This window comes from Streptomyces sp. NPDC093598, from assembly GCF_044764825.1.
Taxonomy (GTDB): Bacteria; Actinomycetota; Actinomycetes; order Streptomycetales; family Streptomycetaceae; genus Streptomyces.
In genome coordinates this window covers 262,092-279,633 of record NZ_JBIWIV010000005.1, presented here as the reverse complement: position 1 = coordinate 279,633, position 17,542 = coordinate 262,092, and the positions used below count along the sequence as shown (strand labels likewise).

The following is a 17,542-nucleotide window of genomic DNA, read 5'->3' as shown; positions in this document are numbered from 1 at the left end:
CAGGTCAGCACGGATCGTCGGCGGTGGCCACAACGGGCAGGGCGGGGGCGACGGTGTGCGGTTGTCCGCCGACGAGCACCAGGGGCTCGGCGGGCGAGGACCGCAGGTGGCGCACGGTTCCGACGACCAGCACGTGGTCGACGGCCGCGAAGGACCGCGCCACGTCGCACGTCATCGCCACGGCCGCACCGTCGAGAACCGGTACACCGTGCGGCAGTGTGTGGGCGGTGTCCCGGAACCGGTCGGCCGGGGCGCCGGTGGCGAAGCGACGGACCAGTTGCTCCTGCTCGTGCGCCAGTACGTTGACGGCGAAGCGGCCCGCTGCGAGGAGGCTCTCCAGGGTGCGGCTGCCGCACCGGAAGGCCAGCAGCACACTGGGCGGATCGACGGAGAGCGACATGAGCGAGGTCGTGGTGCATCCCACCGGGCCGTCCGGGCCGAGCGCGGTGGTGACGGCCACACACTTGGCGAGGCTCGTCATGGTCGCGCGGAACAGGCTTTCATCGATGGCCGGCTCAAGGCCGAGCATGGCGCACCTCAGTCCTGGTCGTGAGTTCGATGAGCGAGTCGAACGCCTGGGAGACCACTCCGGTGCGGCGACGGCCGCGCCGGGCGGAGTCCGCGGCGAACCGCAGGGCCTTCGGGAGGCGGGCCCAGGCGTCCGCCAGCGCGGGGGCGGGGTGGGCGGCCTGGCGGTGGATGTGGTGCCGGGCCGCTGCCCACAGGTCGTCGGTGTGCTGCTCCAGGACGTCTTCGTCCGCGACGAAACGATCCCGTAGACAGGTGAGCACCTCGACGGGGTCGCGCAGCCAGGTCCCGGACCAGGCGGGCGGGGAAGGCTCGCCGGTCCGCAGCCACCGGTAGTGGTCGAGGGCGCCGACGTCGGTGGCGGTGCCCAGAGCGTGCACGTCCCTGTTGAGCACCGGCGGGTCGAGCCGTTCCAGGGGGGTCATCGCCTTGCGCAGGGAGTCGTCGTCGAGCCAGCCGTCATGGGGGCGCTGCTCCCCGCCGGGCATCAGCGCGTGGAAGGGGTCGACGACCCGCCAGTGCTGCTCGCGGCGGGCCCGCAGCAGGAACCAGTGGGGCACGGCCCGCACACCGTGGTGGGGCGACCAGGGCAGGTGGAGGGCGTTGCCGGCCACGATGACCGACCCGTCCCGGGCGAGCTGGTCCGCGAGGGCGTCACGGGTCTCTTCCCAGCCGTCGCAGTGGCGGTAGGCCAGGGCGCCGTCGTCGATGCGGTCGTGATGGGAGAACGCCAGGGCTTTGTTCGGGTCGTCGGTGCGGACCCACAGGTGCACCGCCTCCGCGAGCCGGTCGGCGGCCGTGCCTCCGAGATGCTTCACCAGAGCGGTCGTGTAGCAGGACAGCGCGGGTGCCATCAGTGCTCCTCCCAGGCGCAGGCCACGGGTACGTCGGCGAGGTCGCGTACCTTGTGCCAGCGCAGGCCGCGCCAGCTGCCGGCATCGGTGTCCGGGGGCACGTCGATGCGCCACGGGCGTCCGCCGATGCCGGAGCCGGTGGTCTTCACACAGGCCTCCTGGACCGTCCAGATCTCCGTGAAGACGGTGCTCCGCACGGAGGGCGGCAGGCGGTCGAGCCGGTCGGCGTAGCGGGCGGCGCATCGGCGCAGCAACGAGGGGGCGACCTGGCGCGGGGGAACCTGGATGTCGATTCCGACGCGGCGTCCGCTCGCGACGCTCACCGCCGTGTAGGTCTCGTCGTGGGAGATGCTGATGCCCACGCCGGGCCACCGGTCGAGGGCCGGTTTGCCGTTGCCGTCGGCGATCAGGGTGGCGTCGGCGGCCTGCGGGGCGACCCGGGTGAGCAGGGCCCTCAGCAGGGCGCGGCCGCCCAGCAGTTGGCGGGCTCGCCAGGGCGGTGCGCCACGGGCGGCGGCGCGGTCCGCGGGTGTGAGGGGCCCGGCGCAGGCGCTGCTCACGGCCGCCCACACTCCGGGGCCGATCTCACGGACTTTCATGACCCGGGCTCCGCCAGGGTTTCGGGAGCCGCGTCGGCCATGATGGACAGGACCACCTCGGTCGTGCCGCCGCCGATGCCGAACAGGGCCGCCTGGGCGCGCAGGGCTTGCGGTCCGCCGGTGCGGAAGCCGTGCGCGCCCTCGAGGTGGGCGCAGACGTCCAGGACCTCCTCGACCGTGAGGGCGGCGCTGGCCTTGAGCGTGGCGGCCGCCGCGGAGTCCCGCCGCGCGGCGACCGCTTGGGTGAGGTTCTCGGTCAGGGCGCGGTGCTGGCGGGCGCGCAGCAGTGCGGATGCGTAGCGCTGGCGGATGCCCTCGTGCTGCCACAGGGTGCCGTCGCCGCGGCGGCGCTCGCGCAGGTGGCGTGCGGTGTCCCGCAACGTCCGCTCGCACAGGGCGACGGCCCACAGCGCGCCGGCCAGCCGCTCGGTGGCGATGTGGGCCGCGAAGGCGCTCATCCCGCGCCCCTTGCCGCCCACGACGTGGTCGTGTCCGACGCGCACCCGGTCGAAGGTGAGGTGGCCGGTGCCGGACCCCTCGAACAGCTGCGTGTCAGCGGGCTCCGCGCTGACGCCGGGGGCGTCGGTCGGCACGAGCACCCAGGTGAAGTTGGTGAAGTGGGGGCCGGGCCGGTGCCTAGCGAGGACGAGGGCGGCATCGCAGGTGGTGGCGTTGGTGATCCACCGCTTGGTCCCGTGGAGGTACAGCCCGTCGTCGTCGAAGGTGATCTCCGTGCCGAGCGAGGCCAGGTCGCATCCGGCACTCTCGTCGGTGGCGGCGAGCGCCACTACACACCGGCCTCCCAGCGCTGCTTCCAGGACCGAGGAAGCCAATCCGGTGGAGGAGGCCATCAGGGGCAGACAGGTGGCCAGCGGTACGGTCACGGCGAGCGTCGAGCCGAGGGAACAGCGCCGGTCGAGTTCGCTCAGCAGGGCGCCGAGGGCTGCGGGATCGATACCGTGCCGTGGGTCATGGTCGCGATAGACGCGCGAGAGGAGGTTCTCGGCCCCGAGCGCACGCCAGAGTTCGGCTCCGCCGGGGCTGCTGGGCAGGGTGTCGAGGAGCCGGCGGGCGTGGGTGTCCACCGGCTCCGGCAGGGTGAGTGTGCTCATGCCGCCGTCCTGTTGTCTCCGGCTGCGGCTCGTTGCACCGCGTTCCACAGGCTGCCCGCTGTGGCGAAGGTGGCGTCGTTGAGGTCCTCGTCGGGCAGGGAGACGCCGAGCTCGTCCTCGATGGTGAACAGCAGGTCGATGGCCTTCATGGAGTTGAGGCCGAGATCGTGCAGACGGCTGTCCTCGGTGAGCGGCTGGTCCTTGAGGTAGGGCAGGAAGGGCGCGAGCAGGTGGGTGAAGGTCTCGTTCACTGGGTTCTCCGTCAGCTCGGTTCGGGTGGCTGGACTTCTTCGTCCCGGACCGCGAAGACCTCGCGGTCGGCGTGGAGAGCCGAGGCCAGGTCGGGCAGCAGGGAGTCCGGGGCGGGCCGGCCGCGCTGCACGCGGCGCAGGGCGATGAAGGCGGTGGCGGTGAGCTGGTCCCAGCGGCGCAGGTGGTCCTGGACGGTCAGGCTCTCGCCGAGGTGCTCCCGGTAGGCCGCGTGCAGGTGGCGTGCCCGGGTCATCAGCCAGGTCTCCGCGGTGAGGCGGCGCAGAGCGGTGAGCCGGTCCGGGTGCGCCGCGTACGCCTCGATGTAGGGGCCGGGATCGTCGATCCCGACCGTCGGCCGGGGTGCCCGGTAGTCGGTCGACGCCGTGAACTCCACGGCAAGGAGCGCCGTGGGCAGACGGTTCCAGGGCATCCGCCAGCGGCCGGGGCGGGCCGGTCCCCATGCCGTCTCGTTGTCGTAGGCGTCCTCCACGACCGCCTCGTCCGCGTCGTCGCCGACCAGGAAGCTGTGTTCCATGCGAGCTCGGCCGGCGTAGGGCAGCCAGGGCATGTCGTGGGTGTCCCCCACGGCGTAGACGACCGGTGCCCGCCGGGTCAGGGCGCGCAGGGCCTCCGGGTCCAGGTCGTGGTGGACGTCGCGCGGCACCAGTCCGATGAGTGCGCGGGCCTCCTGGAGGTGGGTCTCGGGGGGCGGGTCGACGGTGGGGAGGCCGTCGGGGCCGGGGCGCGGCCGGAAGCGCAGGTGCGCGCCGAGCGAGAGGTGGCGCAGGGGCTCGCCCCATCGGTCGGCGAGCAGGGCCAGGTTGACCTGGATGCAGTCCAGCAGGCCGGTGCGGACGTCGGTGGCCGGGGCGGTCATGCGCGGGGCTCCACCGGCGCCAGCCCCGCCACGGCCCGGGCGAGCGCCTCGTCGGGGGGCGACTGGTCCTCCACACCGCCGTCGAGGAAGTGCTCGTACGCGGCCAGGTCGAGGTAGCCGTGCCCGCTGACGCACACCAGGACTCCGCCGGAGGCCTCGGGGGACGCGGCGATCCGCGCGGCGGCGGCCAGGGCGTGCCCGGACTCGGGGGCCGGCAGCACACTCTCGTGCCGGGCCAGCAGCCGCCCGGCGTCGAGCGCGTCGGCCTGACTGACCGCGACGGCGTCGATGTCGCCGCTGTGCCGCATCGCCGAGACGAGCTTGGCGGCGCCGTGGAAGCGCAGCCCGGCGGTGTGCGCGTCGGGGATCTGGTAGTCGCTGCCGATGGTGTACATGGCTTCCAGCGGGCCGCTGCCGGTGGCATCGGTCTTGTCGTAGGCGTAGACCCCCCGGGTCAGTTTGGGTGTGCTGCTCGACTCGGCGGCGACCAGGCGGGGGCCGTCCGTCCCGGCGGCCCGGGCGGCGGCGTGGAACGGCAGCGCGATCCCGCCGAAGTTCGATCCGGCGCCGACGCAGCCGACGACACTGCCGATGGGGGCGTCGAGCTCGGCGAGTTGCTCGGCCGCCTCCAGGCCGATCACCGACTGGTGCAGGATGCTGTAGGTCTCCCCGCTGCCGATGCAGAAGGCGACCTGGTCGTGCTCGGCGGCGTACTCGACGGCCTCTCCGATGGCCAGCGAGAGACTGTTGCCGGCCGCGAGGTCCTCCTTGGCCGACACCTTGGTCATGCCGCTGGGGCTGGCGTGCACCTCCGCGCCGAGCATCCGCATCAACACGCCCCGGTAGGGCTTGCGCCGCAGGCTGGATTCGACCATGAAGACCCGGCACCGCAGACCGAACAGGGCGCACGCGGCCGCCATCGCGGTGCCCCACTGGCCGGCGCCGGTGCCGGTGACCAGCTCCTTCACTCCGGCCTTCTGGTAGTAGTAGGCCTGCGCGAGGGCCGTGTTGAGCTTGTGGCTTCCCGATATGTTGACGCCCTCGTTCTTCACGTAGATCGGCACCCGGGCGCCCACGGCCTCCTCGAATCCGCGGGCACGCCACAACGGGGTCGGGCGGTACTGCCGGTAGCGTTCGACGACCGGGGCGGGGATGTCCCAGTACTCGCGCGGGGAGACGCTGTGCCGGATGAGCTCGGCCGGTATGTTGATCTTGATTTCGCCGTCGTCGCCGGCGGCACGGGACGGTGTACGGTCCGGGGGCAGCGGCTCGGTCAGGTGCGGGAGGACACTGCGCCACCGGGTCGGGACGTGGGTGGTCACGGCCTCACCTCCGCGGCGGTCACGACGTCGATGAGGTCCGCGACGGTGCGAAAGCTCCGCCCCACGAACAGGTCGTCGGGAAGGGTCACGTCGAGTTCGTCCTCGATGCGCACGAGCATCCCGACGAAACCGAGGGAGTTCACCTGCAGCAGGGGCCCGACGAGGGGTTCCTCGTCGGGGATGCTCTCGGGGGGAAGGGACAGCCGCGACTCTGCGACGACCACCTTCTTGACGACGGTGGCTACGGCGGTCCTGTCCAGTGACAGTTCGGGGGGCATGGTCTGCCTTTCCGGGTGGAAGGGGGAGGGCGCTGTCAGCCGCGCAGCGCTCCCGCGGCGTCGGTGACGTAGCTGTGGGTGACGAGTGCGGCGAGCGTCACCGGGCCGCGCACGTGCAGGCGTCCGGTGGCGATGGCGATTTCGGAGCCCAGACCCAGGGTGGGGCCGTCGTGCAGGCGCAGTGAGCCGTTGACGACCACCATCGAAGCGTCGACCCGGCGGCGGAAGGCATCGATGACCTGCGGATCCTGGGCGATGAGGCCCTCCGTGTGGCCCGAGCCGTACCGGCGGACGTGGGCCAGGGCGGCCGTCACACCGTCGACGCCCACGACGGCGATGACCGGGTCGAGGAACTCGCGCCCCAGATCGTGCGGCCCCAGCGCCTCGACGCGCAGGCCGGGCGCGGCCGAAACGTCCACGGCCGCTTGCACGCTCGCGTCGGAGGTCGGGTCCAAGGTCGCGTCCACGCGGAGGGTCAGCGCTTCCGCACGGTCTTCGAGGCGGTGGGCCAGCGCCTGGAGATAGGCGCCGGCGACGGCACGGTCGACCAGGACGGTCTCCACCGAGGTGCAACCGGCCGGCTCGGGCAGCTTGCTGTCCAGCGTCGCCCGGGCCGCCAGATCGAGGTCGGCACTCCGGTGCACGTACAGGTGGTTGACTCCACCACCGCCGGCGATCAGCGGAATGGCGCTGGTGCGGCAGTAGTCGACGAGCGCCGGGCTGCCCCGCGGGATGAGCACGTCCACCTGGTCGGGTCGCTTCAGCAGGGCGCGCAGCAGCCGGCGGTGCGGATCGTCCAGGACGGTGACCAGGTCGGAGGGCAGTCCCGCCTGGTGGAGGGCGGCGTGCACGGCTTGCTCGAGCGCGGCGTTGGTGACGGCGGTCTCCTTGCCGCCGCGCAGCAGAACGGCGTTGCCGACGACCACCGGGAGCAGCGCTCCGTCGACGGTCACGGTCGGCCGGGCCTCGTACACCATCATGACGACACCCAGCGGCCGGGGGACGCGGTGCACCGTGCGGGCCGCGCCGGACACGGGCACCTCCGTCTCCCGCACGGAGTCCAGCTCGCGCCGGACCTGTGCGGTCAGCGCCACCATCCGGTCGAGGTGGCCGTCGTTCAGGCGCAGCCGGTCCACCAGGGTGGGTGGCATGCCCGCGTGTTCGGCCTCTTTGACGTCGGTGGCGTTGGCGGCTGTGATCCGTGGCCAGTGCTCCGTCAACTGCTCGGCCAGCGCGCCGCAGTAGCGGGCGTAGGCCTCGTCGCCGACCGGGGGTGCGGCGTCGAACGCCGCGCGGGCGCGCGCCGGCAGGTCGTCAGTCACGATGTGCTCCCGTCCGGGCCAGGAAGGTGTCGAGGTGGCCGAGCAGGACGGGCAGGCGCTCGCCGTCGAACGCGGTGAAGTGCGTGCCGGTCAGCGGGCGCACGGTCAGATCGCTCGTCGCGGCGTGCCATGACGCCAGGTGGGCCTCGTTGTCCTCGTCCCCGCAGGGCATCAGGAGGGTGGGGCAGTCATGGTGGCCCGTCACCCGGTAGGAGACGACCGCGTCCAGGTGTGCCTCGGCCGTGCGGGCGACGAGGTCGGCGTCGATTCCGCCCTCCTCGGTGAGGGACGCGCGGACGCGTTCGCGCCACCGGCGCTCGCTGGCGGGGTCCCGGTCGATGCCGGCCGAGGGACTGTCGACCATGACGACGTGCGGGCGGTGGCCTTCGGCCCGCATCCGCGCCGCCAACTCCCAGGCCAGGACGCCCCCCAGCGACCAGCCGAACAACAGGTCCGGGGGTTCGGGGAGTTCGCGCAGCAACCGCTGGTACCGGTCCGTCATCGCGGTGACCGTGCGGTCGGGGGTCTCGTCCGCGGCCAGGCCGTAGCCGCGGATCCCGAACACCGGGCCGGTCCGGCGCAGTGCGAACCCCACCCCCGTGTAAGCGCCGAGACCGCCGCCCGCCGGGTGGATGAGGACACTGCACCTGCCGGGCCTGGGCCGGCCCAGGGGCATGAGCACCGGACGGGTTTTCTCAGCGCTTTTCACGACACCGGTCCGCGACACGGGACATCGCTCATCAACGATCTTCCTTCCGCACTCATTGATATCGACAGTCAGCGGTTTCCACCTCTACCGGACTGCAAACGAAACATCCCCGCGGCGCATCGGAAACGCTTATCACCGCCTCAAGAAGCGCTATAACACCAGTTCAAGGGGCGTAATGAGGTTTCTGCATAGCGGGATAAGGAATTCTTGGCGGTCTGCACGTGTGCACTGAATCAATTGATAAGCCACGGGTAGTCGGCGGTCGACGCCATGACCACCGACGGTGGTGGATCTGTCATCACACAGCATTCCGTCGAGCCCATCCGAAGGAACTCGTATGACTTTGATGGTCGACCAACCGGTCGCCGGCACCCGCTTTCGGGCGTTCGGCCCGCGGCAGATCGACGACATCGCCCGGCGTTACGGCCTCGATCCCGACCTCCGAGCGGGTATCGCCCTGCTGGCCCACGTCCTCCCGTTCCGGGTCAACGAGTACGTGCTGAACGAACTCATCGACTGGAGCAGGCCGCAGGAGGACCCGATGTTCCGGTTGGTCTTCCCCCAGCGCGGCATGCTGCCGGAGCGGGACGAACGCGCCCTGGAGGCGCTGGTACGCTCCGGCGCGCCCTCGCGCGAGATACGCGCGGAGGTCGCCCGCATCCGCGCCGGCCTCAACCCCCATCCCTCGGGGCAGCGCGAGTACAACGTGCCGGTCCACGAGGGGGAACGGCTGCCTGGCCTGCAGCACAAGTACCGGGAAACGGTCCTGTACTTCCCCACCCAGGGGCAGTCCTGCCATGCCTTCTGCACGTACTGCTTCCGATGGGCACAATTCGTGGGCGACCCCTCCCTGCGCTTCGCCGCCCCGGGCCCCGACCTTCTCAGCGGCTACCTGCGCGCCCACCCGGAGGTCAGCGACGTACTGGTCACCGGCGGCGACCCGATGGTGATGAGCACCGAACGGCTGAGCGGCCACCTCGAACCGCTGCTGGGCATCGAGAGCGTCAACACCATCCGCATCGGCACCAAGTCGCTGGCGTACTGGCCGCAGCGCTTCGTCAGCGACGCCGACTCCGACGCGCTGCTCCGCCTGTTCGAGCGGGTCGCGGCCGCGGGCAAGCAGGTCGCGGTCATGGCCCACTTCACCCACCCCCGCGAACTGCGCTCCGCGGTGGTGACCGAGGCGCTGCGCAGGATCCGCTCCACCGGCGCGGTGGTCTACTGCCAGGCGCCGATGGTCGCGCACGTCAACGACGACGCCGACACCTGGGCACAGATGTGGAAGGCCGAACTGGCCGCCGGCGCCGTGCCGTACTACATGTTCGTCGAGCGGGACACCGGCCCGTACGACTACTTCAAGGTGCCGCTCGCCCGGGCCGTGGAGATCTTCCACGCGGCCTACCGCACCCTGCCCGGCCTCGCCCGCACGGTCCGCGGGCCGGTCATGTCCACCACTCCCGGCAAGGTGGTCGTCGACGGGGTGGAGAACCACTCCGGCGGCCGCTCCTTCCAACTGCGCATGGCGCAGGCCCGCAACCCCGCACTGGTCGGGCGCCCCTTCCGCGCCCACTACAGCACGACCGCCAGCTGGCTGAGCGACCTCGAACTGGCCGACGACGCACCGCAGGACATCCGGGAGGCACTGCGGCCATGACGACGCCGATGTCACCGAACCTGGCGCTCAACGAGCGTGTCGCCAGGCTGCGCGCCGAGGGCCGTTCGATCGTCCACCTCGGCTTCGGCGAGTCCCGGCTGCCGGCCTTCGCCCCGCTGACGGAACAACTGCGTGAGGGCGCCCGGCGCAACGCCTACGGCCCGGTCGCCGGCGCTCCCGACGCACTCGCCTCGGTCAGCGGCTACTTCAGCCGCCGCGGTCTGCCCACCGAACCGGAGCACGTCATGCTCGGACCGGGCAGCAAACCGCTGCTCATGGCCCTGAACATGGTGCTGCCCGGTGACGTGCTGCTCCCCCGGCCGTGCTGGAACTCCTACGCTCCGCAGGCCCGCATGGCGGGCAAGCGGGTCCACAGCGTGCCGATCCCGGAGTCGTGCGGAGGCGTTCCCGAACCGGCCGCCCTGGCAGCGACCGTCGCCAAGGCCCGCCGCGAAGGCGGCGACCCGCGCATCGTCGTGCTCACCCTTCCCGACAACCCCACCGGCACGCTGGCCGGCGCGGACCTCGTCCGGCAGATCTGCGCGATCGCGGAAGCCGAGAACCTGATGATCGTCTCGGACGAGATCTACCGCGATGTGATGCACCGGCCGGACGCGGCGTTTCTCAGCCCTGCCGAGGTGGTTCCGCACCGCACGGTGGTGACCACGGGGCTGTCGAAGTCGCTGGCCGTGGGCGGATGGCGGATCGGGGCGCTTCGGGTACCGCCGGGCGGGGCCGGGGGACGGCTGCGCGAGGAACTGATCGCCGTCGCCAGTGACATGTGGTCCACGCTGTCCGGTCCCATGCAGCAGGTGGCGGTGTACGCCTTCGCGGATCCGCCGGAGATCAGGGCGCGGCTGGCGGCCAGCGCCCGGCTGCACGGCGCGGTCGCCCGGGCCGTGCACGCCGCCGCGGTCGCGGCCGGCGCGCTGTGCCGCCCTCCCACCGGCGCCTTCTACGTCTACCCGGACTTCGAACCGCTGCGGCAGCGGCTGCGGTCGCGCGGAGTGGACGACGCGCAGTCCCTGGCCCGTCACCTGCTGGACGATCAGGGCCTTGCCGTCCTGGCGGGACACCTCCTCGGCGACGAACCGCGGGCCCTGCGCTTCAAGGCCGCCACCAGCATGCTCTACGGCGACACGGACGAGGAGCAGGAGGCCGCCCTCGCGGCAGCCGACCCGCTCACCCTGCCGCACGTCGCCGACGCCCTCACCCGCGTCGAAGAAGGCCTCGCCAAACTCGGCGCCTGACCGTAATCGGGAGAACCCATGGACACACCCGACATCCGCGCGGTCGTCACGCGGATCACCGCCGAGGTCCTCGACGTCGCCCCGGCCGAACTGCGCACCGTCGCCACCCTGACCGACCTGCCCACCTTCAGCTCCTTCCGGATCGTGGAGATCGTGGAACGCATCGAGGAGGAACTCGAGACGGAGGTGGAGCCCGGCGAGCTCACCCCGGACAACCTGACCCGGCTGGACACGCTGGTCGCCCTGTTCGAGCGGACCGTCACGGGAAGCGGGATACCCGCATGACCGTCACCGAAGCCCGGCGCGCCGGGTGGGCGCCGGCCGACCTCGACCGGGCGGTCACCGAGGTCGAAACCGTGGCGGCACAGCACGCCGCCGACTGCGACCGCGAGGCCCGCTTCCCGCACGAGGCGCTGGAGGCGATGCGGCGCACCGGGCTGCTGGGCCTGATGGTGCCCGCCGAGGACGGGGGGCCGGGCGGCGACCTGGCCGACCTGGTCGCGGTCAGCAACCGGCTGTCCCGCACCTGCATGTCCGTCGGCATGATCTTCACCATGCACTGCCAGCAGGTGGCGGCGATCGTCCGCCACGGCGGCGCCCTGCGCGCCACGCTGCTGCCCCGCATCGTCCGCGGCGAGCTGTACCTGGCGTCCGTGACCACCGAGGCCACCACCGGCGGACACCTGCTCTCCTCGGGAACGGCGCTCACCGCCGACGGCGGCACGGCACACCTCGACCGCTTCGCTCCCGTGGTCACCGGCGGCCAGTACGCCGACGGCTTCCTGATCACCGCCGTCGCCCCCGGCGCCACCTCACCCTCCCAGATGTCCCTCGTGTACGCCGAACGGGACCAGCTCACGATCACCGTGCGGGGCGACTGGAACCCGATGGGCATGCGCGCCACCCACAGTGCGCCCCTGCACCTGGCCGGAGACATCCCCACCGGCCACGTCATCGGCGAGCACGGTACGTTCAGGGACATCGCCGTGCGCACCTTCGCGCCGACGGCCCACCTGGGCTGGGCCGCGTGCTGGCTGGGCGCCGCGGACGGGGCACTGGGGCGCACCGTGACGCTTCTGCGGGCGGACCGGCGCCGCCACGACCTGAACTCCCCGCTGTTGCTGGGCCGCCTGTCCCGTGTGCGCCAGCGGCTCGACACGGTGCACGCCCTGATCGACCACACCGTCACCGTACTGGCGTCGGCCGAGGACGCGACCGCCACACCGGTGCAACTGCTGATCAACGCCGTGAAGCTGACCGCCTCCGAGCTGTGCCCGGCCGCGGCCGACGAACTGGTGGAACTGCTGGGCATGCGCCACGGCTATCTGCGCGACTCCCCGACCGCTCTGGAGCGGACCCTGCGCGACCTGCGGTCCGCACCCCTGAACTACAGCAACGACCGCCTGCACGCGGCCGACGGCGTGCTGGTGCTGATGGACCGGGAGGTCCGCCATGTCTGACACGCTGCACAGCCTGTTCGCCGAGAGCGCCCGCCGCCACGCCGACCTTCCCGCCCTGTGCACGGGCGGCACCACCTTCACCTACCGGCAGCTGTCCCAGGCCGCCGACCGGCTGGCCGCCCACCTGGGCGCCGTGCCCCCGGGCGCGCGGGTCGGGCTGCTCGCCTCGCGCACTCCCCTGGCGTACGCCGGTTACCTCGCCATCCTGCGCCGCGGCGCGACCGTCGTACCGCTCAATCCGATCTTCCCGCCGCAGCGCAACGCCACGATCGCCACCCGGGCCGGTCTGTGCACGATCCTCGCGGACACGGCGCTGCGGGAATCACTGGCCGGGGCGACGGTACCGCTCACCCTGGCCGACGCCGACGGCACTGCCGTGGACGGCCCGGCAGCGCCGGTCGTCGACGCCGGCGGGGCGGACGCAGGGGACGGCCCCGCCTACATCCTGTTCACCTCCGGCTCGACGGGCGTGCCCAAGGGACTGCCCATCGCACACCGCAATGTCCTGCCCTACGTCGCCCATCAGGTGGCCCGTTACGACGTCGGCCCGGGCCGCCGGCTGAGCCAGACCTTCGACCTCACCTTCGACCCGTCCGTGTTCGACATGTTCGTCACCTGGGCCGGCGGCGCCACCCTGGTCGTGCCGCAGCGGGAGGAACTGGCCGACCCGGCCGCCTTCGCCCGTCGGCAGCGACTCAGCCACTGGTTCTCCGTGCCCTCGGTGATCTCCCTCGCCGCCCGGATGCGCCGGCTGCCGGCCGACTCCCTGCCGGATCTGCGGTGGGGGCTCTTCGCCGGGGAACAGCTCACCCTCAAGCAGGCGGCCGCATGGCACCGGTCCGCGCCCGGCGCCACCATCGAGAACCTCTACGGCCCGACCGAACTGACGGTCACCTGCACCGCCTACCGCCTGCCCGCGGACCCCGCCGACTGGCCACGGACCCGCAACGCCTCCGTACCGATCGGCCACTGCCTGCCGCACCTGGAGCACATCGTCGTCGACGACGAGGGGCACAGCGCCCGCGAGGGCGAACTGTGCGTACGCGGTTCCCAGCGATTCGCCGGCTACCTGGACCCGGACAACAACGCGGGCCGCTTCCTCGACTGGAAACCGGGCGCGCCCGCCTCCGTCCACGGCGGCAGCGACGCTCCTCCTGCGAGGCTCTGGTACCGCACGGGTGACCGCGTGGTGGACGAGGACGGCGTCCTGACCCACCTGGGCCGCCTGGACGCGCAGGTCCAGGTGCACGGCTACCGAGTGGAACTGGGAGAAGTGGAGGCGGCCGTGGGCAGCCACCCCGAGGTGGAGGACGCCGCCGTCGTCTTCGACGGCACCGACCTGAAGGCCATGTACGTCGGTGCGGCCGTGCCCCCGCGGGAACTGGCCGGCTGGGTGGCCCAGAAGCTCCCCGCCTACATGGTGCCGGGGCGGTTCCTGCGCGTGGAGCGCTTCCCCCTCAACGACAACGGCAAGCTCGACCGCAAGAGGCTGGAGACGCTGGCATGCTGAGGAACGATCACGACGCCCTCTGGTACAACGCGATCACCCCGGAGGCCATCGACGACGGTGGCATCGACGGCAGTGCCGTCACCCGCGGCAAGGGCTGCTGGGTGCAGGACCAGACGGGCAGCTGGTTCCTGGACGCGCGCGCCGCGATGTGGAACACCACCCTCGGCTACAGCTCCGAGCGGCTCGTGGAGGCCATGACCGAGCAGCTGCGCCGGCTGCCGGTCGCCCAGACCATCCGCTACGAAGAACCCGCCGAAGCCGCGCTGGCGTACGCCCGCCGCCTGGTCGGGGCGCTGCCCGACCCGCTCAACCACGTCCGCTTCGGCAGCACCGGGTCGCAGATGACGACCGCGTCGGTTCTGCTGTCGCGGTTCGTACGCAAGGTCCGCGGTGAGACGGGCCGCGTCAAGGTCATCGCCTTCACCAACGGCTACCACGGCACCGGCGGTGTCGCGAGCGCGCTGACCGGAGAACGGCAGATGCACGCCCTGCAGACCCCGCTCGTCCCCGAGGTGCACCACGTCAAGCCCTGGAACATGGAGGCGCTCACCAAGGCCGTGGAGCGCCACGGCCCGCAGAGCATCACCGCGATCATCGTGGAACCGATCATGGGCACCGACGTCCTCGCCGCCCCGGACGGGATGCTGCGGCAGATCCGGGAGCTGTGCGACCGGCACGGCATCCACCTCATCGCCGACGAGGTCACGACCGGTTTCGGCCGCACCGGCGCGCTGTCGGTGATGGCCGCCCGGCAGGTACTGCCCGACATGCTGATCCTCGGCAAGGGCATCACCTCCGGATACTTCCCCCTGGCGGCCCTGGTGTGCTCCGACGCCCTCTTCGACGAGGCCATCTCCCGTCCCGAGTACGTCTTCCCGCACGGCTGCACCGCCGACGGGCACCCCGTCGGGATGGCGGCGGCCTCGGCCGTACTGGACGAACTGGCCGACGGAACGCTCCTGGCCCTGGTCCGCACGACCGGCGAGTCGATCCGGCAGCGGTTGCGGGAGCGGGCAGCGGCCGTCCCACTCATCCACGACGTACGCGGTGAAGGACTCATGATCGGCGTCGAGTTGCGCCAGGACGGCACGCGGCTCGGGGCGGCCGAGATGGCCCGCGTCAGGCAGGCCTGCAAGGCCGCCGGCCTGCTGCTGACCAGCACCAACAACACCCTGGTGCTGATGCCGCCGTTGGTGCTGAGCACCGACGAGGCGGGCGAGCTGACCGACCGCCTCACCACCGCGCTGCACACCGTCGCCGGGGACGGTCTGTGAACCGCGGCAGCGTCGCCGTCGTGGACGGCTTCGGATCGGCTGCCAGACTCGCCAAGGCCTTCGACGCTGCCGGGTACGACTGCGTCCGGGTGCAGAGCACCGTCGACGTCCCCGGTCACTATCGCAGCGAACTCGACCTCGGCCTGTACATCGCCAACATCGTCCACATCGGCGACGTGGACGCGACCGCCGAGGCGCTCGAGGCGCACCGGCCGCTCGCCGTGATCGCGGGAGCCGAGCAGGGCGTCGAGCTGGCCGACGCCCTGTGCGAGGCGGCCGGCCTGCCCGGTAACGGAACCGCGCTCAGTTACGCCCGCCGCACCAAGGACGCCCAGGTCGCCACCGTGGCGTCCGCGGGCCTGCCCACAGCGCGCCAGCTACGGGTGCAGCAAGCCGATCAACTGGCGGCGTGGCACGCGGATCTCGGTGGACGCGTCGTGCTCAAGCCGATCCGCAGCGCCCGCAACGACGGTGTGACCATGTGCGACACCCCGCGCGAGTCGGTCGCCGCCTACCACCGCATCCGCTCGGCGATCAACGACTTCGGTCACCGCAATGAAGGAGTGGTCGCCCAGGAGTATCTCGCCGGCACCGAGTTCGTGGTCAACACCGTGAGCGGGCAGGGCCGTCACCGCGTCACCGACACCTGGCGCTACACCAAGATCGACGTCAACGGCGTGCGGGACCGGATCAACGGCGTCATCTCCCTGCCGCCGGCCGACCCGCGCTGGCCGCGCCTGCGCCACTACGCCTTCGCCGTGCTCGACGCGCTCGGCATCCGTCACGGACCCGCCCATCTGGAGATCATCCTGACCGCGGACGGGCCACGGCTCGTGGAGGTGGGGGCCAGGCTCTGCGGTGCGGACGTCGCCCGCTACGCCGTCCTCGCGACCGGTGAGTCGCAGATCGACCGCACGGTCCAGGCCTATGTGGACGGCGCCGCGTTCCTCGCCGACCTGGACAGCCCCTACCGGTACGACGCCCACGCGGCCATGGCCTTCCTCGCCTCCCCCGTCGAAGGCCGCCTCAAGGCCTACCCGCTCCTGGAGCAGATCGAGCAACTGGACAGCTACCAGGGCATGACGCTGCGGGTCACTCCCGGTCAGTCACTGCGCCGCACGGTCGACGACAGCTCCGAACCGCTCACGATCGGACTGGCGCATGACGACGCCGCGACGGTGGAGAAGGACTTCCAGACCATCTGCTACCTCGACGGCTACGGCTTCTACGAACTGGAGACAGACCAGTATGGGTAAGCGGCGCACCATCGCCCTTGTCGATCCCTACGGCGCGGTCAACAAGGTGGGCAGCGCGTTCCGCGAAGCCGGCATCGACTGCGTCCGCGTGCAGTCCACTCCCGAGGTCCCGCCCTCCTACGGGCCCGCGGATCTGACCGGGTACACCGACAACATCGTGCACGACGGCGACATGGACCACATGGTCAAGCGCCTGGCGGCCGTGCGGCCCGAAGCAGTCGTCGTGGGCAGCGAGCTGGGCGTGGAATTCACCGACCGGCTCAACGAGGCCTTGGGGCTGCCGGGCAACGGCACCGCGCTCAGTGAGGCCCGCCGCGACAAATTCGTCCAGATCGAGGCGGTGCGCGCGGCGGGCCTGCCCACGACCCGGCAGCTCCGCGTGGAGGACGCCGGCCAACTGGCGGCATGGCACGAGGAGTCCGGTGGACGCATCGTCGTCAAACCGGTGCGCAGCGCCCGCAACGACGGTGTGGCCTTCTGCGACACCCCGCCGGAGTCGGTCGCCGCCTACCACCGCATCATGTCCCGCGACAGCGTCTTCGACGTGCCCAACGAGGGTGTGGTGGCCCAGGAGTACCTGCGGGGCGTCGAGTTCGTGGTCAACACCGTCAGCTGCCGGGGACGCCACCGCATCACCGATGTCTGGCGCTATCAGAAGATCACCGTCAACGGCGTACGGGACCGGATCAACGGCATGACCTCGGTACCGCCCGGCGACGCCGACTGGCACACACTCGCCGACTACTCCTGTGCCGTGCTCGACGCCCTGGGCATCAAGTTCGGCCCCGTCCACCTGGAAGTCATGCTCACCGGCGCGGGACCGCGCCTGGTCGAAGCGGGCGCGCGACTGTGCGGAGCCGACGTCGCCCGGTACGCGGTGCTGCTGACCGGGGAGTCTCAGATCGACCGGACCGTCCAGGCGTACGCCGACCCCGACGGGTTCCTGAACGAGCACCGTGACCCGTACGCCCTGGACAACCACGGCGCGATGGCCTTCTTCGCCTCGCCTGTCGAGGGAGTGCTGCGGGGCTACCCGCACGTCGGGCTGATCGAGGAGCTGGAGAGCTGCCGCGGGGTGACCCTGCGCTTCAAACCCGGGGAGCGGCTGGAACGGACCGTCGACGACGAGGGCGAACCGGTCGTGGTGGGCCTGATCCACCCGGATCGCTCCGTACTGCTTCGAGACTTCGCCACCGTGTGCTATCTGGACGGCTTCGGTTTTTACGACGTCGATCCGGGGCACTGAGACTCACCCGCGGCCTCCGGCCCGGTCAGGGCCCGGGGT

General features: G+C 71.7%; 18 protein-coding genes. 8 read left to right on the top strand and 10 right to left on the bottom strand.

Features of this window, described 5'->3' with window-relative positions:
• Positions 1-4: 4 nt before the first annotated feature.
• From ACIRDU_RS19885 to ACIRDU_RS19840, 10 genes are read right to left on the bottom strand one after another with little or no spacing between them, the layout of a single operon-like run.
• Complete coding sequence (locus tag ACIRDU_RS19885; protein ID WP_403581210.1) at positions 5-529, bottom strand: flavin reductase family protein; 525 nt, start codon at positions 527-529, stop codon at positions 5-7.
• Positions 516-1,382, bottom strand: a complete 867-nt coding sequence (locus tag ACIRDU_RS19880) for a hypothetical protein (protein ID WP_403581208.1) — start codon at positions 1,380-1,382, stop codon at positions 516-518. Before ACIRDU_RS19880 ends, ACIRDU_RS19885 begins: the two co-directional genes overlap by 14 nt.
• On the bottom strand, positions 1,382-1,981 hold the full coding sequence (locus tag ACIRDU_RS19875) for a 4'-phosphopantetheinyl transferase family protein (protein ID WP_403581207.1): 600 nt from the start codon (positions 1,979-1,981) through the stop codon (positions 1,382-1,384). Before ACIRDU_RS19875 ends, ACIRDU_RS19880 begins: the two co-directional genes overlap by 1 nt.
• A complete protein-coding gene (locus ACIRDU_RS19870) occupies positions 1,978-3,093 on the bottom strand; it encodes an acyl-CoA dehydrogenase family protein (protein WP_403581205.1) in 1,116 nt (371 codons plus the stop codon). Before ACIRDU_RS19870 ends, ACIRDU_RS19875 begins: the two co-directional genes overlap by 4 nt.
• Complete coding sequence (locus ACIRDU_RS19865) at positions 3,090-3,344, bottom strand: acyl carrier protein (protein WP_403581203.1); 255 nt, start codon at positions 3,342-3,344, stop codon at positions 3,090-3,092. The genes ACIRDU_RS19870 and ACIRDU_RS19865 overlap by 4 nt, the downstream gene beginning before the upstream one ends.
• 11 nt (positions 3,345-3,355) lie before the next feature.
• Entirely contained in the window at positions 3,356-4,222 is an 867-nt protein-coding gene (locus ACIRDU_RS19860; protein WP_403581201.1) for a hypothetical protein, read from the bottom strand.
• Complete coding sequence (locus ACIRDU_RS19855) at positions 4,219-5,544, bottom strand: TrpB-like pyridoxal phosphate-dependent enzyme (protein ID WP_403581200.1); 1,326 nt, start codon at positions 5,542-5,544, stop codon at positions 4,219-4,221. The genes ACIRDU_RS19860 and ACIRDU_RS19855 overlap by 4 nt, the downstream gene beginning before the upstream one ends.
• A complete protein-coding gene (locus ACIRDU_RS19850; RefSeq protein ID WP_403581198.1) occupies positions 5,541-5,822 on the bottom strand; it encodes an acyl carrier protein in 282 nt (93 codons plus the stop codon). The genes ACIRDU_RS19855 and ACIRDU_RS19850 overlap by 4 nt, the downstream gene beginning before the upstream one ends.
• A gap of 35 nt (positions 5,823-5,857) precedes the next feature.
• Positions 5,858-7,144 carry a glutamate-5-semialdehyde dehydrogenase gene (locus ACIRDU_RS19845; RefSeq protein WP_403581196.1) on the bottom strand — a complete coding sequence of 429 codons (1,287 nt, stop codon included), beginning with the start codon at positions 7,142-7,144 and terminating at the stop codon, positions 5,858-5,860.
• Entirely contained in the window at positions 7,137-7,820 is a 684-nt protein-coding gene (locus tag ACIRDU_RS19840) for an alpha/beta fold hydrolase (RefSeq protein WP_403581259.1), read from the bottom strand. The genes ACIRDU_RS19845 and ACIRDU_RS19840 overlap by 8 nt, the downstream gene beginning before the upstream one ends.
• A 370-nt stretch (positions 7,821-8,190) precedes the next feature.
• Between ACIRDU_RS19840 and ACIRDU_RS19835 the strand changes: the two genes are divergently transcribed.
• From ACIRDU_RS19835 to ACIRDU_RS19800, 8 genes are read left to right on the top strand one after another with little or no spacing between them, the layout of a single operon-like run.
• Complete coding sequence (locus ACIRDU_RS19835; RefSeq protein WP_403581195.1) at positions 8,191-9,507, top strand: KamA family radical SAM protein; 1,317 nt, start codon at positions 8,191-8,193, stop codon at positions 9,505-9,507.
• Positions 9,504-10,757 (top strand): pyridoxal phosphate-dependent aminotransferase, encoded by a 1,254-nt coding sequence (locus tag ACIRDU_RS19830; protein ID WP_403581193.1) that lies wholly within the window; start codon positions 9,504-9,506, stop codon positions 10,755-10,757. Before ACIRDU_RS19835 ends, ACIRDU_RS19830 begins: the two co-directional genes overlap by 4 nt.
• A gap of 18 nt (positions 10,758-10,775) precedes the next feature.
• Positions 10,776-11,042, top strand: a complete 267-nt coding sequence (locus ACIRDU_RS19825; RefSeq protein ID WP_403581191.1) for a hypothetical protein — start codon at positions 10,776-10,778, stop codon at positions 11,040-11,042.
• The gene (locus ACIRDU_RS19820) at positions 11,039-12,217 is read left to right on the top strand and encodes an acyl-CoA dehydrogenase family protein (protein ID WP_403581189.1); all 1,179 of its coding nucleotides are present in this window, start codon (positions 11,039-11,041) and stop codon (positions 12,215-12,217) included. Before ACIRDU_RS19825 ends, ACIRDU_RS19820 begins: the two co-directional genes overlap by 4 nt.
• Positions 12,210-13,727, top strand: a complete 1,518-nt coding sequence (locus ACIRDU_RS19815) for an amino acid adenylation domain-containing protein (protein WP_403581188.1) — start codon at positions 12,210-12,212, stop codon at positions 13,725-13,727. Before ACIRDU_RS19820 ends, ACIRDU_RS19815 begins: the two co-directional genes overlap by 8 nt.
• Entirely contained in the window at positions 13,721-15,001 is a 1,281-nt protein-coding gene (locus tag ACIRDU_RS19810) for an aspartate aminotransferase family protein (protein ID WP_403581186.1), read from the top strand. Before ACIRDU_RS19815 ends, ACIRDU_RS19810 begins: the two co-directional genes overlap by 7 nt.
• On the top strand, positions 14,998-16,257 hold the full coding sequence (locus tag ACIRDU_RS19805) for an ATP-grasp domain-containing protein (protein WP_403581184.1): 1,260 nt from the start codon (positions 14,998-15,000) through the stop codon (positions 16,255-16,257). Before ACIRDU_RS19810 ends, ACIRDU_RS19805 begins: the two co-directional genes overlap by 4 nt.
• Positions 16,250-17,503, top strand: coding sequence for an ATP-grasp domain-containing protein (locus ACIRDU_RS19800; protein WP_403581182.1), 1,254 nt, complete (start codon positions 16,250-16,252; stop codon positions 17,501-17,503). Before ACIRDU_RS19805 ends, ACIRDU_RS19800 begins: the two co-directional genes overlap by 8 nt.
• The last annotated feature ends 39 nt before the right edge of the window (positions 17,504-17,542 follow it).